At 66.3% G+C, this 24,214-nt stretch carries 17 protein-coding genes and 1 tRNA gene; 14 read left to right on the top strand and 4 right to left on the bottom strand.

Annotated elements, in window-relative coordinates; all coding sequences use genetic code 11:
• Window positions 1-27: 27 nt before the first annotated feature.
• Both ACYVBS_RS13025 and ACYVBS_RS13030 read left to right on the top strand, forming a co-directional pair.
• Window positions 28-2,871 (top strand): TonB-dependent receptor domain-containing protein, encoded by a 2,844-nt coding sequence (locus ACYVBS_RS13025; protein WP_460824123.1) that lies wholly within the window; start codon window positions 28-30, stop codon window positions 2,869-2,871.
• A gap of 86 nt (window positions 2,872-2,957) precedes the next feature.
• Entirely contained in the window at window positions 2,958-6,194 is a 3,237-nt protein-coding gene (locus tag ACYVBS_RS13030) for an autotransporter domain-containing protein (protein ID WP_460824124.1), read from the top strand.
• A 95-nt stretch (window positions 6,195-6,289) separates the two neighbouring features.
• Here the strand turns inward: ACYVBS_RS13030 and ACYVBS_RS13035 are convergent, their stop codons facing one another.
• The 3 genes from ACYVBS_RS13035 to cysS are packed head-to-tail and all read right to left on the bottom strand — an operon-like array spanning window position 6,290 to window position 9,414.
• Window positions 6,290-7,516, bottom strand: coding sequence for an MFS transporter (locus tag ACYVBS_RS13035; protein ID WP_460824202.1), 1,227 nt, complete (start codon window positions 7,514-7,516; stop codon window positions 6,290-6,292).
• Between the two features lie 8 nt (window positions 7,517-7,524).
• Window positions 7,525-7,962 carry a SufE family protein gene (locus tag ACYVBS_RS13040; RefSeq protein WP_460824125.1) on the bottom strand — a complete coding sequence of 146 codons (438 nt, stop codon included), beginning with the start codon at window positions 7,960-7,962 and terminating at the stop codon, window positions 7,525-7,527.
• A gap of 12 nt (window positions 7,963-7,974) precedes the next feature.
• A complete protein-coding gene (cysS, locus tag ACYVBS_RS13045; RefSeq protein WP_460824127.1) occupies window positions 7,975-9,414 on the bottom strand; it encodes a cysteine--tRNA ligase in 1,440 nt (479 codons plus the stop codon).
• Window positions 9,415-9,582: 168 nt separating this feature from the next.
• Here cysS and ACYVBS_RS13050 point away from each other — a divergent pair, with 168 nt between their 5' ends.
• From ACYVBS_RS13050 to ACYVBS_RS13095, 10 genes are all read left to right on the top strand, one after another.
• Window positions 9,583-10,032, top strand: coding sequence for a hypothetical protein (locus tag ACYVBS_RS13050; RefSeq protein WP_460824128.1), 450 nt, complete (start codon window positions 9,583-9,585; stop codon window positions 10,030-10,032).
• A gap of 294 nt (window positions 10,033-10,326) precedes the next feature.
• Entirely contained in the window at window positions 10,327-11,343 is a 1,017-nt protein-coding gene (locus tag ACYVBS_RS13055; RefSeq protein WP_460824130.1) for an N-acetylornithine carbamoyltransferase, read from the top strand.
• A 153-nt stretch (window positions 11,344-11,496) separates the two neighbouring features.
• Window positions 11,497-12,690: an argininosuccinate synthase gene (locus ACYVBS_RS13060; RefSeq protein ID WP_460824131.1), complete on the top strand. Its 1,194-nt coding sequence runs from the start codon at window positions 11,497-11,499 to the stop codon at window positions 12,688-12,690.
• Window positions 12,691-12,793: 103 nt separating this feature from the next.
• Window positions 12,794-13,891 (top strand): acetylornithine deacetylase, encoded by a 1,098-nt coding sequence (locus ACYVBS_RS13065; protein WP_460824133.1) that lies wholly within the window; start codon window positions 12,794-12,796, stop codon window positions 13,889-13,891.
• A complete protein-coding gene (locus ACYVBS_RS13070) occupies window positions 13,888-15,210 on the top strand; it encodes an acetylglutamate kinase (RefSeq protein WP_460824134.1) in 1,323 nt (440 codons plus the stop codon). The genes ACYVBS_RS13065 and ACYVBS_RS13070 overlap by 4 nt, the downstream gene beginning before the upstream one ends.
• Window positions 15,211-15,213: 3 nt before the next feature.
• Complete coding sequence (locus tag ACYVBS_RS13075) at window positions 15,214-15,828, top strand: GNAT family N-acetyltransferase (protein ID WP_460824135.1); 615 nt, start codon at window positions 15,214-15,216, stop codon at window positions 15,826-15,828.
• Complete coding sequence (gene argC / locus ACYVBS_RS13080; RefSeq protein WP_460824137.1) at window positions 15,821-16,789, top strand: N-acetyl-gamma-glutamyl-phosphate reductase; 969 nt, start codon at window positions 15,821-15,823, stop codon at window positions 16,787-16,789. The genes ACYVBS_RS13075 and argC overlap by 8 nt, the downstream gene beginning before the upstream one ends.
• 19 nt (window positions 16,790-16,808) lie before the next feature.
• Window positions 16,809-18,098, top strand: a complete 1,290-nt coding sequence (argH, locus tag ACYVBS_RS13085) for an argininosuccinate lyase (RefSeq protein WP_460824138.1) — start codon at window positions 16,809-16,811, stop codon at window positions 18,096-18,098.
• On the top strand, window positions 18,095-19,255 hold the full coding sequence (proB, locus tag ACYVBS_RS13090; protein WP_460824139.1) for a glutamate 5-kinase: 1,161 nt from the start codon (window positions 18,095-18,097) through the stop codon (window positions 19,253-19,255). The genes argH and proB overlap by 4 nt, the downstream gene beginning before the upstream one ends.
• Window positions 19,252-20,544, top strand: coding sequence for a glutamate-5-semialdehyde dehydrogenase (locus ACYVBS_RS13095; RefSeq protein ID WP_460824140.1), 1,293 nt, complete (start codon window positions 19,252-19,254; stop codon window positions 20,542-20,544). The genes proB and ACYVBS_RS13095 overlap by 4 nt, the downstream gene beginning before the upstream one ends.
• 50 nt (window positions 20,545-20,594) lie before the next feature.
• On the opposite strand, the gene ACYVBS_RS13100 is transcribed toward ACYVBS_RS13095, so the two are convergent.
• A tRNA-Pro gene (locus tag ACYVBS_RS13100) sits at window positions 20,595-20,671 on the bottom strand.
• Between the two features lie 160 nt (window positions 20,672-20,831).
• On the opposite strand from ACYVBS_RS13100, the gene hisS reads away from it, so the two are divergent.
• Window positions 20,832-22,286 (top strand): histidine--tRNA ligase, encoded by a 1,455-nt coding sequence (hisS, locus tag ACYVBS_RS13105; RefSeq protein ID WP_460824203.1) that lies wholly within the window; start codon window positions 20,832-20,834, stop codon window positions 22,284-22,286.
• A complete protein-coding gene (locus ACYVBS_RS13110) occupies window positions 22,283-24,175 on the top strand; it encodes an HAL/PAL/TAL family ammonia-lyase (protein WP_460824141.1) in 1,893 nt (630 codons plus the stop codon). Before hisS ends, ACYVBS_RS13110 begins: the two co-directional genes overlap by 4 nt.
• Window positions 24,176-24,214 lie beyond the last annotated feature (39 nt).

Here is a 24,214-nt window from a genome sequence, read left to right on the forward strand (position 1 = left end):
GTTTACCCTGACCTGTGACGCCCGCGCATGGCACTGCCGCGCCGCCGCAACGCCTTCGTCCTGACTGCCATGCTGGCCGGCATCCTGCCGACGGCGGTGGCGCAGGTGCATGCCCCGACCGCGCGTGAGGCCCGTACACTGAGCGTGCCCGCGGGAGCGTTGGACGATGCGCTTAAGGCGCTGGCACGACAGGCAGGCATCCAAGTGCTGTATCCGGCGACGCTGGTGGCGCGTCTTCGCTCGCACCCGGTCACCGGTACTCGGACTCCAGGGGATGCATTGGCGATGGTTTTGAATGGCACCGGCCTGCGTGCGGTGCCGGTGGCCGATCGCACCTATGTGCTGGAGCGGATTCCACCCAAGTCCCGCAACACTCCTTCTGCCCCGCGTCCCCGTGATGCCGGTGAGGGTCCGGTCGACGTGGGGCCTGTGACCGTTACTGGCACGCACATTCCCCGGACGCCAGTGGACGGGATCGAAGCCTCGCCCATGACCGGGATCACTCGCGCGCAGATCGAGGCGAGCGGGCACCTTACCCTGTTCGAATTGCTGCGCGAGCAACCGGGCATGGTCGGCCACCATCCGGTGGAAGTGGCTGTGGAGGGCGGCAGTGCCACCCAACAGCCCTTTGCGTCCGCGGCCACGACCAGTCTCTATGCCTTGGGCCCGCGGGCCACGTTGTTCCTGGTTGACGGTCAGCGCGTGGCCAACTACGGGCTGGTTTCCGCCGATCTTGGCGGCCTGGCGGACCTTGCCAGTATTCCTCTGAGCATGGTTGACCGCGTCGAGATCATGCGAGGTGGCGCGTCGGCCATCTATGGTGCCGATGCCATGGCCGGCGTGGTCAACATCATTCTGCGCAAGGATGCCCAGACGCCGACGTTGGTGGTGCGCGGGGGCGGCACCGACTCGGGTGACGCAGGCCAGACGCTAGTATCCATGACGCTCGGTCGCACGTGGGGAGTAGGGGGTGACTTCTTTCTGGGGGGGGAATACTTCAGCAACGACGGCCTGCTGGGAGCGCAGCGGAGCTGGCGTACACGGGACCTTCGCCATTTGCGCCTTGGCGATTGGCGTTACCGACTGGGTTACCGCAATGCCAGTGGCGGATTGATCCAGTCTTATTGCCCGGGCGCTCCCGCCGATTCGGCCCGTAGGTGCATGTTCGACCCGCCGCGATACGAAAGCCTGGAGCCAGAAACGAGGCGCGGCTCGTTGTATGCCAGCGTACGCGCGCCGGTGGGCGAGCGCGCGGAATGGCAGACCAGCTTGCGACTCACGAAAGCGGAGCAGACCCTGTGGCGCGCGCCTTTCCACGCAAGTGTGCTGCTGCCAGACTCACATCCGGACTGGATTGCGGGTATGGAGCGTCTCGACTACGCGTTTTTCGACATCGGGCCGGTCGACAGCGAGACCGATGCGACTTCTTTGGACCTGGCATCGGGACTGAGCGGGTGGCTTGGCGAATGGCAATGGCATGCCAACGCGGCGCATCACCGGAATGAAGTCACCAGCCGTACCCGCGGCCTGGTGCGTGAGACGGCTTTCATCGATGCGGTCTTCGATAACCGCTACCGGTTTGGCGCGAACAACCCGGTGGACCTGTTGGCTGCGATCTCCCCGTCCCTCACCACCCGAGGCACGTCGACGCTGGAACAGGTCAGCATCGGCGCAAACGGGCCGGCGTGGACGATGCGAGGTGGGCAAGCTCAGTTTGCGACCGGCTTAGAGGTGCTGCGTGACGGGCTTGAGCACAATCCGGATGCGCTCATGCTGGCGCATGACGTTGCGCTGGGCCCGCAGAAGATCCGCATTGACGAACACCGTGCGGGAGCTGCGCTCTATGGCGAGCTCAGGTTTCCCGTAGTGGCGCGCTTGCAGGCGGACCTCGCGCTCCGCATGGATTATCGGGAGGGATATGGCAGCCGCTGGTCGCCAAAGTTGGGGCTGAAGTGGAATGTTCTGGATGCCGTCACGCTGCGTGGAACGATGGCGACGGGGTACCGCGCCCCGACTTTGTTTGAGTTGCGCCGGCCCGGTGTCGAGGAGAACTACGACTTTTTCCCATACCAGCCTGGCTTTGGTGAATGCCAGCATGTTGTGGCTGATCCGCAACTGGGGACGTATTGCCTTCTGTTGCGCGGGTCAATGGAGAATCGTGATCTGAAGCCGGAGACCTCTTCCAGCCAGACGCTGGGGGTCGTGTGGGCATCCGGGGAGCGATTCCAGCTGAGTTTTGACTACTTCCGGATCAGTCGCCATGACGAGATCCTGCCGATCAGCGCGGCCGACGATGCCGGAGCCTCCCCACGCTCACTGGTCCGCAATGCCGCGGGACGACTGGTTGGCATCAACGACTACTATGCAAACGTCGGCGACAGCGACATGCGCGGGTTTGAAGGCGCCATGCAGTATAGGTGGCATACGCGCACGCTGGGCGGCTTCGGGATCCGCGGCAGTGCGTATTTCCTGGATCGGCTGGAGCGCCGGCGATTCCCTGGCGCGCCCACGCTGGACCATGCTGGCTTTCGCGTGCCGCGTCACAGCCTGCTTGGCGCGGTGGATTGGAATATCGGGGCTTGGACACACACGCTGCACTGGCGGCGTGCGGGTTCGATGCGCATCCATGCACCCGACAAGCCTTGCCGGGAGAAGAATATGGAGCAGGGGCGCTGCGTCACCCCCGGCTTCAGCCTGTTCGACCTCAACATGGACTACGACGCATCACCGCAGTGGCGTCTCTCGTTCAACGCGCGCAATGTGCTCGGCCGCGAACCGGTGAGCTATGACGTGGAACACGCAGGCTATGATTTTGCCGTTGACGACCCGCGTGGGCGTTACTACCTGTTGAGCGCGACATACCGCTTCTGACCCGGGGTAGGGAGGGGTGCTCTTTGTCACGTTGGAGCACTGTGGCGCCAACAGCGCCGCGCAGTTTCCCAACGGAGTCATGAATGATGCAATCCGCGGTAGACAACGCACGTGCCTCATCCGAAGGCACCCACGCCCATCGTCCTGCCCATCTGAGTCGCGCAATCGCGACGGCGCTGCTCGTCGGCAGCATGCTCCCAGGTGCGGCCTTGGCGCAGAATGCTTACGTTGAATCTGGCAAGGCTGGAGACGCCAATAGCTGGCGCACCATCGAATTCAACAACGATTGGGGCCTTGCCGCGATGAACGCGCACCATGCGTATGCGCGTGGCCTCACGGGTCATGGCGTCCGTTTGGGCATCTTCGACAGCGGCGCCGACCTGCGCCATGGCGAATTTGCGGGGAAGCAGCACACCAGTCTGCGCGTGGCCGATGCAGGCTGCGAGCAGGAAGGCGTGCTGGGCGGTCCGGAAGCGTGTTTCTACACGGAAGGCGATCGCGCCAGCGTTGAGTACCTTGAGTTCACCGACGCTGATCGCGCGCTGGTCGATCTGCTGGTGCGGTTCGGCTACCTCAATCCGCGCGCGCCGCAGATCCTGGAATCGTGGGCGGGCTTCAGCTACGGCACGCATGGAACACACGTTGCCGGTTCGATGCTGGCCAACCGTGATGGTGCCGGTACCCACGGTGTGGCCTATGGCTCGAATCTCACTACGGCTCGCCTGTTCTCCAACAGCTACTCAGACGTGACCGCGCTGCTTTCAGGCATCTTCGGCGTCGACTTTGGCGGCATCGAGCTGGCGATCGGCCCGAGCAGCGAAGCAGTGGCCGGCATGTACGACGGCATGGCCGCGGCAGGCGTCCGCGCCATCAACCATAGCTGGGGTTTGGCCTACGAGCCCACCACCGCTGCGCAGATGGATTACCTCTATAACCTGCCGGGCGTCGCCGAATACTTTTCCACCTACACCCAGCCGTCGCTGGACCGCGGCATGTTGCAGGTTTGGGCCGCGGGCAATGGCTATGGCGACATCGCAGGAATCTACGCCACGCTGCCGCGCTATGTCGAGGGGCTGGAGCAGTACTGGCTGAGTGTCGCCAACCTCAACAGCAGCGGCGTGCTTGACGAAAGCTCCAGCATCTGCGGTCTGAGCAAGGACTGGTGCGTGACCGCGCCGGGCACCGACATCACTTCCACGGTGGTCGGCGGCGACATCCAAGGCGAAGTGATCCGCGATGAGGAAGGGAACGTCATCGGCTTCAACGTTACCGGCGAGACTCCTGAGTTTGGTTACGGGGACTTGACGGGTACGTCGATGGCCGCACCGCACGTGACCGGGGCGCTCGCCCTGCTGATGGAGCGCTTCCCGTACCTGAGCAATCCGCAGGTGCGTGACGTGCTGCTGACCACCGCAACCGACCTTGGCGCGGCCGGCGTGGACGAGATCTACGGTTGGGGCCTGGTCGACCTTCGCAAGGCCATCGAGGGTCCGGGTCTGCTGCGGGTGGACACGAATGTGGTGATGAACCAGCGTGCGGGTGGCGCCAAGGTATGGGCAGGGGGCGCGTGGGACGATTGGACCAACAACATCGGCGGTCCCGGTCGCCTGACCAAGTCCGGCGTCGGCTGGCTGCGGTTGAGTGGCGATAACACCTTCGCTGGCGCGAGCGTCGAGCAGGGCATCCTAGAGTTGAATGGCCGCAATGTGCTGAGTTCCTCGGTAAAGGTCAATGGCGGCGTGCTGATGCTCAACGGGGCGCTGGTCGATACCGATCTGGCGGTCAACCGCGGTGTGGCAGTGGTCAATGGCGTGCAGGAGGGGGGCACCACTCTGGTTGGCCGCGATGGCATGATTGGCGGCAGCGGCACGCTGTCCTCCACGCGCGTGGCGGGCGCCATCGCACCAGGTAACTCGATCGGTACCCTGACCATCAACGGCAGCTACAGCCAGGCCGCGGGCTCGACGTTCCACGCGGAGTTGTCGGCACCCAGCTCGGCAGACCTGCTCAATGTGACTGGGGCTGCGACATTGGAAGGCGGACGCCTGCAATTGCTGCGTGGCGCTGGCGTGTACCGTGTGGGCCAGCAATACAACTTGCTGCAAGCCGCGGGTGGCCTCACCGGCCAGTTCACCACGCTGGACAGCAGCATGTTTTCGCCGTTCCTGTCGTTCCAGACGCAATACTCCGTCAATGGCCTGTCGCTGGACGTCGCACGCGGCATGGCGATTGCCGCCTCTGGCAGTACCGCCAACCAGCGCGCGGTCGGTGGCAGCATTGACGCCATGGCCGACAGCGCAGAGGCGTTTGTTGCGGTCAGCCAGCTGTTCCCGGAGCAGGCGCGCTCGGCATTGGACCAGCTTAGCGGCGAACTGCATGCTAGCACCCGTTCGGTACTGGTAGAGGCGAGCCGCCACCTGCGCGACGCCGCACTGACCCGTGCTCAGATCGTGGGCGGCGACTTCGCAGCGCAGGATGCCGATGCCGAAGGCGAGTCAGCCGCGTGGGTGCAGGTGCTGCGTAACGGCGGTAGCCTGCATGCCGACGGCAATGCCGGCCGGGTGGACTACAACGGCGATGCGACGCTGCTGGGCTTCGATCACCGATATGCGACGGGCTGGCGGGTCGGCGTGCTGGGTGGCAAGGGCCGCATCGACAATAAACTGCCTAGCCGGGGTTCCGAGGGTGATGTGACCAGCCGGCAGGTGGCGGTGCATGCGGGTCAGTCATGGGGTGGCTTCGGCCTGAGCGGCGGCCTGTCCTATGCATGGCATGACGTGGACGTGGATCGCAAGGTGTCTTTCGAGGGCCTGCAGGATCGCACCCGCGCTGACTACCAGGCGGAGACCCGTCAGGTCTTCATCGATGCGGGTTTCCGCTTTGGTGGCCAGTCGTGGCAGCTGGAGCCCTATGCACAGTACGCACGGGTCGAGGTGCAGGCGGATGGTTTCACTGAGGCGGGTGGGGTTGCCGCACTTTCTGGGTCCGATGCCGAAAGCGCCGTGGACCTGGGCACGGTTGGTCTGCGTTTCAATGCAGGCCTGAAGGGAGCGCAGCAGTCGCAGGAATGGCTGAGCGTGCGAGGCGCGATTGCCCGTCGCCATGTCTCCGGCGACCGTATGCCGACCACCGCGATGGCTTGGGCGGACGACAACGCATTCACTGTGCGGGGTGCGACGTTGGCCAAGGATGCGGACGTGGTAGAAGCCGGTATCGGCGCGCGTCTGAGCGCCAACAGCCTGCTGGAGTTCCATTACAGCGGCCAGTTTGGCGACGAAATCCGAGACCACGGCGCAAGCGCTCGGTTCTCGGTGCGATTCTGAGTCTAAGGAGCTGATGGGAAGCAGGGGCGGCGAAAGCCGCCCTTGCTCTTCATGGGCAAAACTATGGGGCGGCTGGAGTTTGCGCCCGCCGGTGATTATCGCAGGTCACCTAGATTCAATCGACGCAGTTGAGGGGCGAGTCGTGAGGTCAGCGCGACCACCGCCAGCGTCATGCTGCCGCCAAAGATCACCGACGGCACGAGCCCCAGCAGCCGCGCCGCCACACCCGATTCGAACGCGCCCAATTCATTGGACGAGCCAATGAAGATGCCGTTGATCGAAGCCACGCGGCCGCGCATATGGTCGGGCGTGGACAGCTGAAGAATGGTGGAGCGCACCACCACCGACACGCTGTCGCACATGCCGGACATCATCAACAGCGCGGCCGACAGCCAGAAATGGCGCGACAGGGCGAAGCCGATGATGCACAGACCGAATCCGGCGACGGCGGCCAGCAACAGCCGCCCCGCATTGCGGTCCGGCGGATGCCGGGCCAGCCAGATGCCAACGAGGACCGCGCCCGCGGCCGGCGCGGCGCGCAGGATGCCGAGCGCCTCCGGTCCGTAGTGGAAGACGTCGCTGATGAAGGCGGGCAGCAACGCCACGGCGCCGCCGAACAGCACCGAGAACATGTCGAGTGCCTGCGCGCCGAGGATGACCTGGTTGCTGAAAACGAAGCGAAGGCCTTCGCCGATGCTGCGGAAGATCGGGGCGCGCTCTCTGGGCAGCGGCGGCTCCGACACGCGCAGGCTGATGATGGCGATCGCCGCGGCCATCGCCAGCGCCGCCGCGACGAGGTAGGCGGTGGTCTTGCCGCCCAGCGCCACCAGCACGCCGCCCAGTGCGGGGCCGACCACCAGCCCCGTCTGCATCACCACGCTGCTGATGCCCGCGCCGCGTGCATAGGCCTCGCGGGGCAGCACGCGGGCAAACAGCGACATGTACACCGGGGCCAGGAACGCGCGCACCACGCCATTGCAGGCAATTGCCGCGTAGATCGTGGCAGTGCCCAGCGCCGGCACGCTGCCATGGGCCACGCCGGCCAGCACCAGCGTGGTCGCACACAAGCCCAGGCACGCGGCCATACCCAGCTTGCGCCGTGGGAGATGGTCCACGGCGTAGCCGGCGAACAGGGCGAAGGCGATATAGGGCAGCACCTCCGCCAGGCCGATCAGACCCAGCGACAGCGTGTCGCGGGTGAGCTCGTAGATGTGCCAACCGACCGTGACCGCCACGATCTGGTACGACAGCATCGCCAGCAGCCGGTAGCCGAGCAAGCCGAGGAAGGCCGGGTTGCGCAGCACCGTGGCCACCCCCGGCATCGCGGCGCTCACAGCGTGGCTTGGGCCTTGTCGCGGATGAAGCCGAGCAGGGCCGTCAGGCCGTTGCTGCGACTGGGCGAGAGGTGCTTGGCCAAGCCTATGTCGGCGATGTAGTCGGCCTCGGTGGCGAGGATCTCACGTGCGCTGCGGCCCGAGTACACACGCAAGGCAAGGTAGACCAGGCCAGAAACGATGGCCGAGTCACTGATGGCGTGGAAATCCAGCCGGTCGGCGTTGCCTTCGGCCACGATCCAGACCAGCGACTGGCAACCGTGCAGGCGGTTGTCCTCCACCTTCCACTCGGCGGGGAGGTCGGGCAGCTTGCGGCCCAAGTCGATCAGGTACTGGTAGCGCTCGGCCCAGTCGCTGAAGAACGCGAACTCCTCGCGGATGGCGGCCTGGGCTTCAGCGGCGGTGGGCTCGAGCGGGAAGGGGGAGTCAGCCATGCGTCAGTCCCCTCAGGCCCGGCGCCAGCGCACGCCCTGTGGCGTGTCTTCCAGCACGATGCCTTCCGCGGCGAGCTGATCACGAAGGGCGTCGGCACGGGCGAAGTCGCGTGCCTTCTTGGCGGCGGTGCGCTCGTCCACCAGCGATTGGATGCGGGCGTCGTCATCGCCACTGGCGCCGCGCGCGAACCACGCTTCCGGCGCCTGTTGCAGCAATCCCAGCGCCCGTCCCGCGCCAAGCAGGTCGGCCTTGGCCTGTCGCAGGTTCGCAGTCACTTCAGCGCTGCGTTCACCCTTTGAGGCGTCTGCCTGGGCGAGCATCTGCCGTGCGCCCGCCGCGATGCGCGCCACTTCAGCCAGCGCCTGCGGCGTATTGAGGTCGTCGTCCAGCGCCGTTTCGATGGACTCGGGAATGACGGCTTCGGCATTCGCGTCGGCGGTGTTTGCGCTGCCGGCGGGCAGCGCGGCGTCAATGTCCCGCAGCGTCCCGTACAGGCGGTCCAAGGTGCGGATACTCTGCTCGATCAGGTTGTCCGACCAGTCCAGCGGCTGACGGTAATGCGCCGAAAGCAGGGCATAGCGCAGCGCCTCGGGTGGGTGCGCGCGTACCAGGTCGTGGATCTTTTCAATGTTGCCCAGTGACTTGCTCATCTTGGCGCCGCCAAAGTTGAGCATGCCGTTGTGCAGCCACCAGCGTGCGAACGGCTTGCCGCCGTGGGCGCACTCGCTCTGCGCGATTTCGTTCTCGTGGTGCGGGAACTGCAGGTCGACGCCGCCGGCATGGATGTCGATGGTTTCACCCAGGTGCGCGGCTGCCATGGCCGAGCACTCGATGTGCCAGCCCGGGCGGCCCACGCCCCACGGCGAGTCCCAGCCCGGCAGGTCGTCGGTGGAGGGCTTCCACAGCACGAAGTCGCCGGCGTCGCGCTTGTACGGCGCGACCTCGATGCGGGCACCGGCCAGCATCTCTTCCGTATCGCGGCGCGAGAGTTTGCCGTAACCGTCGAAGCTGCCCACCGCGAACAGCACGTGGCCCTCGGCGGCGTAGGCGTGGCCTTCGGCGATGAGGCGCTCGATCATCGCGATGATCTGCGGAATGTGGCGGGTGGCTTCCGGCTCGATGTCCGGCGGCTGCACGCCCAGCGCGGTCATGTCCTCGCGGTAGGCGGCGGCGAAGCGGTCGGTGATGGCCGAGATCGGCACGCCCTGTTCGCGCGCGGCGTTGTTGATCTTGTCGTCCACGTCCGTGATGTTGCGGGCGTAGGCGAGGCTGCCGTAGCGGCGGCGCAGTACGTTGGCCAGCACCCCGAACACCACCGGGCCGCGACCGTTGCCGATGTGGACGTAGTTGTAGACCGTCGGGCCGCAGACATACATGGTCACGCGGGCAGGATTGGCGGGGACGAAGGGTTCGACCCGGCGGGTCAGGCTGTTGTAGAGGTGCAGGCTCATGGGGGCTACGGCAGTGGACAGACCATTGTAGCGGGGAGCCACGGGGCGCGTGGCGGCGCGGGCCGGGGCTGGGGCTGGGGCGGTCGGCGGCCCTCCCTTGGCCGTTGGGGTGACAGCAGGGGTTCAGCCCACGGGTGGTCTCACCGACTACACTTCCACGCCATGCCTATGCCCGTCGTTCGTCACGCTACCCGCTCGGCCGCGCTTTGCGCGCTGCTGGGGCTGTGCGCCGGGATGGCGCAGGCGCAGGACGCCACGGTTCTGCAGACCGAGAACGTGCGGTACGACTACGCACAGGTGTTGCGGGTGACGCCGGTCTACCAGACGTTGAAGGCCACGCGCGTGGAGCAGCGGTGCGACCCGGTTGGCAAGGCGGACACCCGAATCGGCCGGGTGGTGGGCGCGGTGAAGGGCGCGCTGACGCGCGACGAGGCCGAGGCGCAGGGCGACTGCCGCCCGGTCCCGGTGGAGCGGGAGTTCCGCCGGCCCATCGCGTACGACGTCGACTATGTCTACAAGGGCTCCCGCTACCGGTCCCGCCTGCCGGAGGATCCCGGCAACCGCCTTCGCATCCGCATTGGCATCACCCCGGCGGTGCCCGGCGTCCGGACCCGTTGATCCGGCCGGGCCTTCGCCCATCGGACTATTGCCCCCGTCGCCGCTACGTGCGAGCATTCGCCCCCTCATGAACGCCTTCTACGCCGACGCCGACGTCTTGACCTCCGCCTGGATGGCGGCGGGGATGACCTCGCGCGCGCGTCGACCGTTGCCTCCCAACTTGGCTGGGTGACGGCGCACGCCGTTCGTGAACGCAACATCACACACGAAAAGCCCAGCCTCAGTGCTGGGCTTTTTTGTTTTCAGTTTCAGTCGCAACCGACCCCGCCGCCGCACCGTCACCTGGAACCCCCGATGACTTCCCACCTCAAGCATTTCCTGAACACCCAGGACTGGTCCCGTACGGACCTCGATGCGCTGCTGACCCAGGCGGCCCTGTTCAAGCAACACAAGCTGGGCGATGCGCTGAAGGGCAAGTCGATCGCGCTGGTGTTCTTCAACCCGTCCATGCGCACCCGCACCAGCTTTGAACTGGGCGCATTCCAGTTGGGTGGCCACGCGGTGGTGCTGCAGCCGGGCAAGGATGCGTGGCCGATCGAGTTCAACCTCGGCACGGTCATGGACGGTGACACCGAGGAGCACATCGCCGAAGTGGCGCGCGTGCTGGGTCGTTATGTGGACCTGATCGGCGTGCGCGCCTTCCCGAAGTTCATCGACTGGGCGTACGACCGCGAGGACATCGTGCTGAAGTCGTTCGCCAAGTACTCGCCGGTGCCGGTGATCAACATGGAGACGATCACCCACCCGTGCCAGGAACTGGCGCATGCGCTGGCGCTGCAGGAGCACTTCGGCACTACCGACCTGCGTGGCAAGAAGTACGTGCTGACGTGGACCTACCACCCTAAGCCGCTCAACACCGCGGTGGCCAACTCGGCGCTGACGATCGCCACGCGCCTGGGCATGGACGTGACCCTGCTGTGCCCCACGCCCGATTACATCCTCGACGAGCGCTACATGGGCTGGGCGGAGCAGAACGTGGCCGAGAGCGGCGGTTCGCTGACCGTCAGCCACGACATCCAGAGCGCCTATGCCGGCGCGGACGTGGTGTACGCCAAGAGCTGGGGCGCGCTGCCGTTCTTCGGCAACTGGGTGCCGGAGAAGCCGATCCGCGACCAGTACCAGCACTTCATCGTCGATGAGCAGAAGATGGCGCTGACCAACAACGGCGTCTTCAGCCACTGCCTGCCGCTGCGCCGCAACGTCAAGGCCACCGACGCGGTGATGGATTCGCCGCAGTGCATCGCGATCGACGAGGCCGAGAACCGCCTGCACGTGCAGAAGGCGGTGATGGCTGCTTTGATCGGGCAGTGAACCGCCGGCCTCCGTGATCTCCGGCTCACCCCGGGGTCGCCGTTGACGGGGCCTGAAGGTCCGGGCGTCGACCCTATCCGATTGCTATTTCTTTCCAACTCCTTGTTTCTTGGCCCCGCGCGAGCGGCGGCACCCCAACCGAGAACCTCCCCCATGAGCAAAGACATCGTCCTCGCCTTTTCCGGCGGCCTCGACACCAGCTTCTGCGTGCCTTACCTGCAGGAGCGTGGCTGGAACGTGCATACCGTGTTCGCCGACACCGGTGGCGTGGACGCCGAAGAGCGTGCCTACATCGAGGCCCGCGCGGCCGAGCTGGGTGCGACGTCGCACGTCACCGTCGACGGTGGCCCGGCGATCTGGAACGGCTTCGTCAAGTCGTTCGTGTGGGCGGGCGAGGGCTACCAGGGCCAGTACCCGCTGCTGGTATCCGACCGTTACCTGATCGTCGATGCCGCGCTGCAGCGCTGCGCCGAGCTGGGCACCAAGGCCATCGCCCACGGGTGCACGGGCATGGGCAACGACCAGGTGCGTTTCGACCTGGCGGTGAAGGCCTCGGGTGACTACGAGATCGTGGCGCCGATCCGCGAGATCCAGAAGGAACACACCCAGACCCGCGCCTACGAGCAGAAGTACCTGGAGGAGCGTGGTTTCGGCGTGCGCGCCAAGCAGCAGGCCTACACCATCAACGAGAACCTGTTGGGCCTGACCATGTCGGGCGGCGAGATCGACAAGTGGCAGGCGCCGGGCGAGGGCGCGGTGGGCTGGTGCAAGCCGCGCGCCGAGTGGCCGACGGCTCCGCTGCGCGTGCGCCTGAGCTTCGTCAACGGCGAGGCCGTGGCGCTGGACGGCGAGAAGATGGACGGCCACCGCATCCTGGCCAAGCTCAACGGCCTGTTCGCCCAGTATGGCGTGGGTCGCGGCCTGTATACCGGCGACACCACCATCGGCCTGAAGGGCCGCATCATCTTCGAAGCCCCCGGCCTGGCCGCGCTGCTGACCGCACACCGCGCATTGGAAGAGGCGGTGCTGACCAAACAGCAGAACCGCTTCAAGCCCGAGGTGGCGCGCAAGTGGGTGGAGCTGGTGTACGAGGGCTTCTTCCATGACCCGTTGAAGACCGACCTGGAGGCGTTTCTGGCGTCCAGCCAGTCGACCGTGAACGGCGACGTGGTGCTGGAAACGGAGGGCGGCAGCGTCGGCGCCGTGGCCGTGGAGTCGGCGCACATCCTCAATGCCAAGGGCGCGACCTACGCGCAGTCGGCGGACTGGGGCGTGGCCGAGGCCGAGGGCTTCATCAAGCTGTTCGGCATGAGCAGCACGCTGTGGGCCGAGGTCAACCGCAAGTAACGATCTGGCGTAATGGCGCAGCGCACCTGCGCCGTCAGTCCGTTTCTTTCCCCAATCCAGACCGGTGCGACGGACCGCACCCTACGAGGTAGCCCCTACGACCATGTTGGACCAGGTCCTGAAACATCTTGAAGTGCTGGTGTCCCACGACACCCGCAACCCGCCGCGCCTGATCGGCACCGGTGGGATGTTCGACTACATCCGCTCGCAGTTGCCGGATTTCCGCATCGAGGTCACGGACCACGGTGCGGGCGCGGTGTCGCTGCTGGCCGTGCGGGGCAACCCGCGGCGCGTGTTCAACGTGCACATGGATACCGTGCCGGACTCCCCGGCATGGAGCGCCGACCCGCACGTGCTGCGGGTCACGGGCGACCGTGCCATCGGACTGGGCGCCTGCGACATCAAGGGGGCAGCGGCGGGCCTGTTGGCCGCGGCTGCCCTCACCGAAGGCGACGCTGCCTTCTTGTTTAGCACCGACGAGGAGGCTAACGATCCGCGCTGCATTGCCGCGTTCCTGGCGCGCGAGCATGGCTTTGCCGAGGCCATCGTGGCCGAGCCGACACAGTGCGAGGCGGTGCTGGCGCACCGGGGCATCAGTTCAGTGCTGATGCGCTTCCGGGGTGCAGCGGGGCACGCCTCGGGCGCCAACGCCATGCAGGCCAGTGCACTGCACCAAGCCATGCGCTGGGGCAACCGCGCGCTGGACTTCGTCGAATCGCAGGCGCACCAGCGTTTTGGTGGGCTGACCGGCCTGCGCTTCAACATTGGCAAGGTCGAAGGCGGGATCAAGGCGAACATGATCGCGCCCAGTGCCGAGGTCCGCTTTGGTTTTCGTCCGTTGCCCTCGATGTCGATCGATGGCCTGCACGAGAAGTTTGGCACCTTGATCGAAGCTGGCGCCATCGAGCGGTATGAAGAGACCTTCCGCGGCCCCTCGCTGCCCGCCGGGGACGTGGCGCATGCCGAGGAAAACCGGTTGGCCGCGCGTGACCTGGCCGATGCGCTGGGGCTTCCCATCGGGAACGCCGTCGATTTCTGGACCGAGGCCTCGCGGTTCTCGGCTGCGGGCCTGACCGCGATTGTCTACGGCCCGGGCGACATCGCCCAGGCGCACACCGCCGACGAATGGGTCTCGCTGGACCAGCTTCGTCGCTACTCCGAATCCGTCACCCGGATCCTTGCCGGGCATACCACGCAATGAACGACGCTCACGACATCCAGACCCGCCAGACCATCGTCCGCCTGCTCTCGAGCATGGCCGGCGCGAAGGAAATCTCGCAGTACCTCAAGCGCTTTTCGCAGCTCGACGCCAAGAAGTTCGCGGTGGTCAAGGTCGGCGGCGCGGTCCTGCGCGACGACATCGACGCGCTGACCTCGTCGCTGGCGTTCCTGCAGGACGTGGGACTGACGCCCATCGTGATCCACGGCGCGGGCCCGCAGCTGGACCAGGAATTGTCCGCGGCAGGCATCGAAAAGCAGACCGTCAACGGCCTGCGCGTGACCTCGCCGGAGGCATTGGCCATCGTGCGCCGCGTGTTTCATGCGCAGAACCTCCGACTGGTCGAGGCGCTGCAGGCATTCGATGCGCGCGCCACCTCGATCGTTTCGGGCGTGTTTGAGGCTGAATACCTGGATCGCGACACCCTCGGGCTGGTGGGCGAGGTCAATCGCGTGCACCTGGCCTCGATTGAAGCAGCGCTCAATGCCGGCTCGATCCCGGTGATCGCCAGCCTGGGCGAAACCGCGGGCGGGCAGATCCTCAACGTCAATGCCGACTTCGCCGCCAATGAGCTGGTGCAGGTGCTGCAGCCCTACAAGATCGTTTTCCTGACCGGGACCGGCGGCCTGTTGGACGACAATGGCAAGGTGATCGACTCGATCAACCTGTCCACCGAGTACGAGCACCTGATGGCGCAGCCGTGGATCAACGGCGGCATGCGGGTGAAGATTGAACAGATCAAAGACCTGCTGGACAAGCTTCCGCTGACCTCGTCGGTGTCCATCACACGTCCGGATGAGCTGGCCAAGGAGCTGTTCACGCACAAGGGCTCGGGCACCCTGATCCGGCGCGGCGAGCGCGTGCTGAGCGTGGACAGTTGGGGGCAGCTGGACCTGGCGCGATTGCGTGAACTGATTGAATCGGCATTCGGTCGCAAGCTGCTGCCGGACTACTTTGAGCGCACCCAACTGCATCGCGCCTACGTGAGCGAGAACTACCGCACCGCGGTGATCCTCACCAACGAAGGTGGCTACACCTACCTGGACAAATTCGCGGTGCTGGACGAGGCGCAGGGCGAGGGCTTGGGTCGCGCCGTGTGGCAGGTCATGCGTGAGGAGAATCCGCGACTGTTCTGGCGTTCGCGCCAGGGCAACCCGGTCAATGCCTTCTACCACGTCGAGTCCGACGGCAGCATCAAGCAGGGGCCATGGCGGGTATTCTGGTACGGCATGGAGGCCTTCGACGACATCCGCTGGTGCGTGGAGCATTGCGACAGTCGCCCGGCGACGTTGAAGGGGTAGGGGATGACGGCACGAACCGCCTCGCCCGACTGGGTCACGCCGACATTGCGCGGCGAACACGTGTCGCTCGAGCCGCTGCAGAGGGAGCATGCCGAAGGCCTGCGTGTGGCCCTGGGCGACGGAGAGCTGTCCCGCTGCTGGTACACGAACGTGCCGGCACCGGCGGACGTCGAGCGCTATATCGACGCGGCCTTAGCCATGCGCGATGGACGGCAGGTGTTGCCGTTCGTGGTGCGGGATGGCGCGGGCATGATCGTCGGGTCGACCCGGTACTACGACATCGATCCCTCGGTGCCCAACCTGAGCATCGGCTACACGTGGTACGCCCCGCATGCCCAGCGAACCGGCGTGAACACAGAAGCGAAGATGCTGTTGCTTGGCCATGCCTTCGAGGCGCTGGGCTGCATCGCGGTCCGCTTCGAAACGAGCTGGTTCAACCATGCGTCGCGGGCGGCCATCACGCGGCTGGGCGCCAAACAGGACGGCGTGCTGCGCAACGACAAGCGTCATGGTGACGGCAGTCCCCGCGACACCGTCATCTTTTCCATCATCGAATCGGAATGGCCGGCAGTGAAGCAGCACCTGCTGGCCAAGCTGCAAGGGCATCGCAATGGTTGAAGCATCATCCCCCATCAGGCTTGGCATCGTCGGTGCCCGTGGCTACGTCGGCGCGGAGTTGATCACGCTGGTGGCCCGTCATCCGCGCTTCGAACTGGCGTTCGTGTCCTCGCGCGAGCTGGCGGGGCAGCGGGTCGCTGAGCACAACGCGGCCTATCACGGCGATTTGCGGTACAGCGCGCCTTCGAACGGCGAGCTGCCGGCGCTGGACGCGGATGCGGTCGTGCTGGCGCTGCCCAACGGCAAGGCGGCCGATTGCGTAGCCGCATTCGATGCGGCTGGCGTGGACACAGTGATCATCGACCTGTCGGCGGACTATCGATTTGACGACGGCTGGTACTACGGCCTGCCGGAGCTGACACGCGCTAGCTACCGCGGCCAGCGCCGCATCAGCAATCCCGGTTGCTACGCCACGGCCATGCAGTTGGCGATCGCGCCGATGCTGGACGTACTGGCAGGCCCGGTGCAGTGCTTTGGCGTGTCGGGCTATTCCGGGGCCGGCACCTCGCCCTCGGACAAGAACGATCCCGAAAAACTGCGTGACAACCTGATGCCCTATGCCCTGGTCAACCACGTGCACGAACGCGAGGTGACCCGCCAGCTTGGACACACAGTCGAGTTCATGCCGCACGTGGCACCGCATTTTCGCGGCATCACCCTGACCGCCAACCTGCACCTGTCGCGCCCGATGGGCCACGATGAGGTCCTGGCGCGCTATCACGAGCGGTACGCCAGCGAGCCGCTGGTGCGTGTGCACGACGATGCCCCTTGGGTCAGCCGCATCGCAGGAGCCCACCACGTCGATATCGGTGGCTTTGCCCTGTCCGAGGACGGTCGCCGCCTGGTGGTGGTCGCCACGGAGGACAACCTGCTCAAGGGCGCGGCCACCCAGGCCTTGCAGAACCTCAACCTGGCCTTCGGGCTGGACGAGTTGACCGGTATTTCCACCGGCAACGATTGATTCGAAGGAAGATTCGCCCATGACCCAGTTGCTCTGGCAGAAACCCGGCGTAAAGGTGGACGAGCGCATCCAGCGCTTCCTTGCGGGCGAGGACGTGATCCTCGATCGGGAGTTCTTCCTGTTCGACATCCAGGCCAGTCGTGCGCACGCCGAGGGCCTGCAGCAGATCGGCATCCTGACGGCGGACGAGCTGGATGGCATCCGTCGCGAGCTGGCGGTGCTGGCCGATGACTTCAGCGCCGGTCGGTTCGTGCTGGACGAGCAGTTCGAGGACGGCCATTCCGCCATCGAGGCCCGCCTGATCGATCGCTTGGGTGACACCGGTCGCCGCATCCACACCGGCCGCAGCCGCAATGACCAGGTGCTCGTCGCCACCCGCCTGTGGTTGAAGGACCGACTGGCCCGCGTGGCCGCGCTGTGCCGCGAATGCGCCGAGGTGGCCCTGGCGCGTGCCACGGCGGAGGCGTCTCTGCCGATACCCGGCTACACCCACCTGCAGCGCGCGATGGTGTCGTCGGCGGGCATGTGGTGGGGGGCGTGGACCGAAGGTTTCATCGACGACGCGGTGCGAGCACGCGACACCCTGGCGTGGGTGGATGCCAATCCGCTGGGTAGTGCGGCCGGCTACGGCGTCAACCTGCCCTTGGCGCGTGACCACACCACGCAGGCGCTTGGCTTTGGCCGCATGCAGGTGGCGGCCACCTATGCGCAACTGTCGCGGGGCAAGTTCGAGATGGCCGCGATTGATGCATTGGGCGCGGCGCTGCTGGACGTGCGTCGGTTGGCATGGGACCTGAGCCTGTTCACCAGCGCCGAATTCGGCTTCGTTGCATTGCCGGCGGAGTACACCACCGGCAGTTCGATCATGCCCAACAAGCGCAACCCCGACGTGGTCGAACTGATGCGCGCCAGTTACTCCGCTGTCGCAGCGGCGCGCACCGAAATCGAACAGTTGCTGTCGCTGCCGTCGGGTTACCACCGCGACCTGCAGTTCTCCAAGGGCGCGATTTTCCACGCCTTCGGGCGCGGACTCGGCGCGCTGGAACTGCTGCCTGACCTGCTGCGCAACCTGGAATGGAAGCCCGAGCGGATGCGGGCGGCGCTGGATCCTTCGATGTACGCCACCGACCTGGCCGTGGATCTTGCGCGCCAGGGCATGCCGTTCCGCGATGCGTACAAGCAGGCGGCCGACCCGGCTCGTTGGGCGGAAGGCGACCCCGAGGCGAGCCTGGTGGCGCGCGTTTCGCCCGGCGCCGCGGGCGACCTGCGGCTGGACGTGCTGCAGCAACGACTGGACGCCCTGCGATGAGCGCCGCGGCAGGGGATTTCACCGGCCAACCCCTGCCGTCGTGGCGCCGCGCCGTGCTCAAGGTGGGTAGCAGCCTGTTGGCCGGGTTCCCTGATCAGGGCATCGACGGCGGGCTGGATGCCCGCCACGCGAAGGGATTGGCCGCCTTCATTTCGCAGGCCTGCCTGCAGGGGCGTGAGGTGGTGGTCGTGTCCTCCGGGGCCGTTGCCGCAGGGCGTGGTCGCGTGGCCACGGGCGGGGACGGCCTGGTGCTGCGTCAGGCGCTGGCGGCGTTGGGACAGGCCTCGCTGATCGCATTTTGGCAGTCACTTTCGCCCGCTCCGGTGGCGCAAGTGCTTCTGACGCACGATGACCTGCGCAATCGTCGCCGCTACCTCAACGCACGCGAATCGCTGCAGGAATTGCTGCGCCTGGGCGCGCTGCCGGTCATCAACGAGAACGATACCGTCGCAGTGGACGAGCTCAAGCTCGGCGACAACGACAATCTCGCCGCCGCGGTGGCTTCGCTGGTCGAGGCGGATTTGCTGCTCATCGCCACCGACATCGGTGGGCTGTACAGCGCGCACCCGCAGCGCGACCCGAATGCACGTCCCCTCACCTTCGTCGACGACGTAACGCCGGCACTGCTGGAAGCTGCTAGCGGGGGCGCGGGGCGCCTAGGTACGGGCGGCATGCGGACCAAGCTCGAAGCGGCTGCCAAAGCCGCCACGGCCGGCATCGCGACGGCGCTGTTTTGCGGGCGTGATGACGCCGTGGTGCAGGCGCTGTCGCGCGGCACCCTCCATGGCACGCTGATCGCCGGCCACGGCGACCGGTTGCGCGCGCGCAAGCAGTGGCTCAGGCATGCGCCGACCTCGGGCGTGCTGAGCGTGGATGAAGGCGCGGAGTCAGCGCTGTATCGACGAGGCGCCTCGCTGTTGCCCGGGGGCGTGGTCGCCGTGGAAGGCGAATTCCGGCGCGGTGATATCGTCGAAGTGCGCGCCGCGGCCACCGGGCACGCACTTGCGCGTGGGCAGGCGCAGTACAACTCAAGCGAAGTCCGGCGCATTGCGCGCCACCACAGCAGCCAGATCGAATCGCTGCTTGGCTTTCGGTACGGCGAATCGGTCATACACCGCGATGACCTCGTGGTGTTGCGTGAAAGGGGGGAGGCATGAGCGGGTATGTAAGGGCCTTGGCGGAGCATGCCCGTGCGGCGGCGACGGTGATGGCCGCGACCGATGCTTCAACGCGACAGCGCCTGATTGAAGGCATGGCGGCACAGTTGGAGCGTGGCCGTGACACCATTCTGGCCGCGAATGCCGAAGACCTCGCCCGCGGAAAGGAAGCCGGACTTGGCGATGCGATGCTTGATCGTCTGATGTTGGACGCCACGCGCCTCAATGGCATCGCTGATGCACTGCGTGACGTGGCCGCACAGCCCGATCCCCTAGGCCAGGTCACGCGTCGGGAAGTGCGGCCCAACGGGATGGTCGTGGAGCGACAGCGGGTCCCGCTGGGGCTGATCGCGATGATCTACGAGGCGCGCCCCAACGTGACCGCGGACGCCGCCGCACTTTGCGTGAAGTCCGGCAATGCGGTGCTATTGCGCGGTGGGTCTGAAGCCCGCTCCAGCAATGCGGCCATCACTGCCGGCCTGCATGCGGCGCTTCGCGCCGAGGGGCTGCCGGAGTCTGCGGTATCGCTGGTGTCGAATCCGGGACGCGAGCACGTGCTGGAGCTGCTTCAACTCAGCGATCTGATCGACCTGGCCATTCCCCGGGGCGGTGAGAGCCTGATTCGATTCGTCACCGAGCACGCACGCGTCCCGGTGATCAAGCACTACAAGGGGGTGTGCCACCTGTACGTGGACCGTGCGGCCGACGTCGGCAAGGCGCTCGACTTGCTGCTCGACGGCAAGGCCTCGCGGCCGGGTGTGTGCAACGCCCTGGAAACGCTGCTGGTGCACCGTGACATTGCCGAGACCTTCCTGCCGAAGGCCCTGGAAGCCTTGTCGACCCGCGGCGTGGAGGTGCGCGGCTGCGGTCGCACTCAGGCATTCGGGCGAAACGTGCATCCCGTCACCGACGCCGACTACGCTGCGGAATTCCTGGACCTGGTGATCGCGGTTCGCGTGGTCGACCGGCTGGAAGACGCGCTGGCCCACATCGCGCGTTATGGCTCCGACCACACCGAGGTCATTGCCACGGAGGATCCGCACGCGGCTGAGGCATTTGTGCGGGGCACCCGCAGTTCGGCGGTTATGGTCAACGCCTCCTCCCGGTTCAATGATGGCGGCCAGCTGGGCCTTGGCGCGGAAATCGGCATCTCCACCACGCGCCTGCATGCTTACGGCCCGATGGGCGTGGAATCCCTGACCATCGAGCGCTTTGTGGTCCGGGGGGAGGGGCAGGTGCGCCATGCCGACTCCAGGTTGTCCCCGGATAGCGGCGGATCCGGCCAGTAAGCGGGCAACAAAAAAGCCGGCTTGGCCGGCTTTGATGGCACTGCATGAATTGGTCGGGGAGACAGGATTCGAACCTGCGACCTCTACGTCCCGAACGTAGCGCTCTACCAGACTGAGCTACACCCCGACTGAGCCGTGCATTCTAAAGACTCGTTGGCGTTCAGGCAATAGGGGGCGCAAAAAAAATTGAGTGGCCGCGTCCCCGCCATGTGCGCGCCGGCAGGCACGTTGCCGGCGTCAGCCCGTTAAACTGTTGGGCCGTCTTTCCGCTACTGCTGGTGACCCGCTTGATCAAGCCGCGCACCCCTCCCGGGGTCATGGAGCTGCTGCCCCCTGACCAGATCGCCTTTCAGCGCATGCTGGACACGATCCGCCGCAACTTCGAGCGGTTCGGTTTCCTGCCGGTGGAGACGCCGGTGATGGAGTTGTCCGAGGTACTGCTCACCAAGTCCGGCGGCGAGACCGAGCGACAGGTCTATTTCGTGCAGTCCACCGGCGCGATCGAGAACGGCCTCAACGCGGTATCCGCCGCACTGGAGGGCGGCGACGCCACGATTGACGCTGAACGCGTCCGCGCCGCGACCCGCGAGCTTGCTCGGCCCGAAATGGCGCTGCGCTTTGACCTGACGGTGCCGTTGGCCCGTTACGTGGCCGAGCACGAACACGACCTGGCGTTCCCGTTCCGCCGTTACCAGATGCAGCGTGTGTACCGCGGCGAACGCGCCCAGCGTGGCCGTTTTCGCGAGTTCTACCAGTGCGACATCGACGTGATCGGCAAGGACGCGCTGAGCGTTCGCTTCGATGCCGAGCTGCCGGCCGTGATCCACGCGGTGTTCTCCGAGCTGGACATCGGCGCGTTCACCATCCAGCTCAACAACCGCAAGCTTATGCGGGGCTTCTTCGAGGCCCAGGGCGTGGCCGACCCGCCGCTGCAGGCGCTGGTGCTGCGCGAAGTCGACAAGCTCGACAAGCGCGGCGAGGACTACGTGCGCCAGACGCTGACCGGCGAGGGCTTCAACCTGCCGGCCGATGGAGTGGACCGCATCATGCAGTTCGTGAAGGTGCGTTCCACCTCGCACGCCGATGCGCTGGCGCAACTCGCCGCACTGGGCGAGGGCAATGAATCCCTGCGCGAAGGCGTCGCCGAGCTGCGCGAAGTGCTGGAGCTGGTCCATGCCATGGGCGTGCCCGAAGCCAACTACGCGGTCAACTTCTCCATTGCGCGTGGCCTGGATTACTACACCGGCACCGTCTACGAAACCACGCTCAACGACTACCCGCAGATCGGCTCGATCTGCTCTGGTGGCCGCTACGAGAACCTGGCCAGCCACTACACCAAGTCCAAGCTGCCCGGCGTGGGCATTTCCATCGGCCTGAGCCGCCTGTTCTGGCAGCTGCGCGAAGCCGGCATCGTCGATGCCGCGTCCAGTACCGTGCAGGTGCTGGTCACCCAGATGGATGCGGCGCACCTGCCGCACTGCCTGGCCATCGCCAGCGAGTTGCGCCACGGCGGCCTCAATACCGAAGTAGTGATGGAGCCGTCCAAGCTGGGCAAGCAGTTCAAGTACGCCGATCGCGCCGGTATCCGCTTCGTGGTGGTGCTGGGCGAGGATGAAATCGCCAAGGGGACGGTGACGGTCAAGGACCTGCGCCGTGAGGATCAATTCGAAGTGGCCCGTGGCGAGCTGGCGCGTACCCTGCGCGTGGAGCTGGCACAGGCCGAGGCTTTGCAGAGCAAATGACTGCCACCGTACGTCTTGACGGGCGCTCGCTGACGCGCGCCCAGCTGGTTTCCGTTGCCCATGGCGCCAAGGTCGAGCTCGACCCGGCGCAGTTGCCGGCCGTGGCCCGTGCGGCCGACTTCCTGGCCGAGCAGGTGCGCCGCGAGGAGCCGATCTACGGCGTCTCCACCGGCTTCGGCAGCAATGCCGACCGCCTGCTTGGTGCGCACCACCTGCGCGACGAGCTGCCCGGCGCGCAGCGGTCGCAGGAAACCCTGCACGAAGAGCTGCAGCGCAACCTGATCGTGACCCACGCCGTTTGCGTGGGCGAGCCGTTCGCACCCGAAGTGGTGCGCGCGATGCTGTGCATCCGCATCAACACCCTGATGCGCGGCCACTCCGGCATCCGCGTGCAGACGCTGGAGGCGCAGGCCGCCCTGCTCAATGCCGGCGTGGTGCCGGTGGTGCCGCAGCTGGGATCGGTAGGCGCCAGCGGTGACCTTGCGCCGTTGTCGCATCTGGCCATCGTGCTGTTGGGGGGTGGTGAGGCGTTCTACCAGGGCGAGCGCATGCCCGGCGGCGAGGCGCTCAAGCGCGCCGGCCTGAAGCCGGTGACGCTGTCTTACAAGGAAGGCCTGGCCCTCAACAACGGCACCGCGCAGATGCTCGCCACCGGCGTGCTGGCGCTGGACCGTCTGGAAAAGCTGGCCGACACCGCCGACCTGGCTGCGGCCATGACCATCGACGCCTTCGCTGGCCGCCTCGGTGCGTTCGCCGAGGAGGTGCATGCCCTGCGTCCGCATCCGGGCCAGGTGGAAGTGGCGGCCAACCTGCGTCGCCTGTTGGAAGGCTCCACGCTGGCTGACATTCCGTACCACCTGGTCCCGAGGTTCCGCGCATGGCAGCCGGGCAGCTGGGATACACCAGAGTCGCAGGCGCTGCGCTTCGACATCGGCTGGGACTGGGTGCCGTTCAACCAGCGTCACGGCCGCGAGAAGTTCTACACGCGTTTCCGTCCGTTCCGTGGTGGCAAAAAGCACCAGCCGCAGGACGCGTACTCGCTGCGCTGCATCCCGCAGGTACACGGTGCGGTACGCGACGCCATTGCCCAGGCCGCACGCGTGCTGGACATCGAGCTCAACGCGCTGACCGACAACCCCATCGTCTTCCCGGATGCGAAGAAGCAGCACGTGGAGGAGCAGGTGATTTCGGCCGGCCACTTCCACGGCATGCCGCTGGCGCTGGCGATGAGTTACGTGAAAGCCGCGATCCCGGTGCTGGCCAGCATCTCCGAACGCCGCCTCAACAAGCTGGTTGACCCGGCCACCAACGACGGCCTGCCGGGCTTCCTGATCGGCAACGAGGACTCCACCGAGTCCGGCCACATGATCGTGCAGTACACCGCGGCGGCCATCGTCAACGACCTGGCCAGCCGAGCGCACCCGGCGTCGGTGTACTCGGTGCCGACCAGCGCCAATGCGGAGGACCACGTGTCCATGGGCGCCAACGAGGCCCGTCACGTGTTGGCCATGGCCGACGACCTGGGCAAGGTGCTGGCGCTGGAGCTGTACACCGCCGCGCAGGCGCTGGATCTTCGCCGGGACATGATCAATGCCGCGCGTGGACTGGCCGACCGTGCCGATGCCCGCCAGCTGGCATCGAAGGTGTCCGGGGCGCCGCTGCCGGAATCGCCTGACCGGGAAGCGTTCATCGCCGAAGTCGAAGGACTCCGCGGCGAGCTGTCGTCGGCGCCGGAGTTCCGTCCCGGGCGTGCCGTCGCAGCGGCTCATGCTGCGATTCGCAGGCACATTCCGTTCCTGGCCCGCGACCGTGCACTCGATGGTGAGCTTGGCGCGATCGTCCGGCTGGAGCGCGAAGGTCACGTGCTGTCCGCGGCGCTGGATGCCTGAGACATCGCCACCCGATGGGGAACCGCATCGGGTGGGCAT

It is taken from the genome of Lysobacter olei (genome assembly GCF_054777355.1).

Excerpts from the sequence above, each read along its gene's own strand:
- ACYVBS_RS13025 (WP_460824123.1), top strand. The coding sequence starts at position 28 with ATGGCACTGCCGCGCCGCCGCAACGCCTTCGTCCTGACTGCCATGCTG.
- ACYVBS_RS13030 (WP_460824124.1), top strand. The coding sequence starts at position 2,958 with ATGCAATCCGCGGTAGACAACGCACGTGCCTCATCCGAAGGCACCCAC.
- ACYVBS_RS13035 (WP_460824202.1), bottom strand. The coding sequence starts at position 7,516 with ATGCCGGGGGTGGCCACGGTGCTGCGCAACCCGGCCTTCCTCGGCTTG.
- ACYVBS_RS13040 (WP_460824125.1), bottom strand. The coding sequence starts at position 7,962 with ATGGCTGACTCCCCCTTCCCGCTCGAGCCCACCGCCGCTGAAGCCCAG.
- cysS (WP_460824127.1), bottom strand. The coding sequence starts at position 9,414 with ATGAGCCTGCACCTCTACAACAGCCTGACCCGCCGGGTCGAACCCTTC.
- ACYVBS_RS13050 (WP_460824128.1), top strand. The coding sequence starts at position 9,583 with ATGCCCGTCGTTCGTCACGCTACCCGCTCGGCCGCGCTTTGCGCGCTG.
- ACYVBS_RS13055 (WP_460824130.1), top strand. The coding sequence starts at position 10,327 with ATGACTTCCCACCTCAAGCATTTCCTGAACACCCAGGACTGGTCCCGT.
- ACYVBS_RS13060 (WP_460824131.1), top strand. The coding sequence starts at position 11,497 with ATGAGCAAAGACATCGTCCTCGCCTTTTCCGGCGGCCTCGACACCAGC.
- ACYVBS_RS13065 (WP_460824133.1), top strand. The coding sequence starts at position 12,794 with ATGTTGGACCAGGTCCTGAAACATCTTGAAGTGCTGGTGTCCCACGAC.
- ACYVBS_RS13070 (WP_460824134.1), top strand. The coding sequence starts at position 13,888 with ATGAACGACGCTCACGACATCCAGACCCGCCAGACCATCGTCCGCCTG.
- ACYVBS_RS13075 (WP_460824135.1), top strand. The coding sequence starts at position 15,214 with ATGACGGCACGAACCGCCTCGCCCGACTGGGTCACGCCGACATTGCGC.
- argC (WP_460824137.1), top strand. The coding sequence starts at position 15,821 with ATGGTTGAAGCATCATCCCCCATCAGGCTTGGCATCGTCGGTGCCCGT.
- argH (WP_460824138.1), top strand. The coding sequence starts at position 16,809 with ATGACCCAGTTGCTCTGGCAGAAACCCGGCGTAAAGGTGGACGAGCGC.
- proB (WP_460824139.1), top strand. The coding sequence starts at position 18,095 with ATGAGCGCCGCGGCAGGGGATTTCACCGGCCAACCCCTGCCGTCGTGG.
- ACYVBS_RS13095 (WP_460824140.1), top strand. The coding sequence starts at position 19,252 with ATGAGCGGGTATGTAAGGGCCTTGGCGGAGCATGCCCGTGCGGCGGCG.
- ACYVBS_RS13110 (WP_460824141.1), top strand. The coding sequence starts at position 22,283 with ATGACTGCCACCGTACGTCTTGACGGGCGCTCGCTGACGCGCGCCCAG.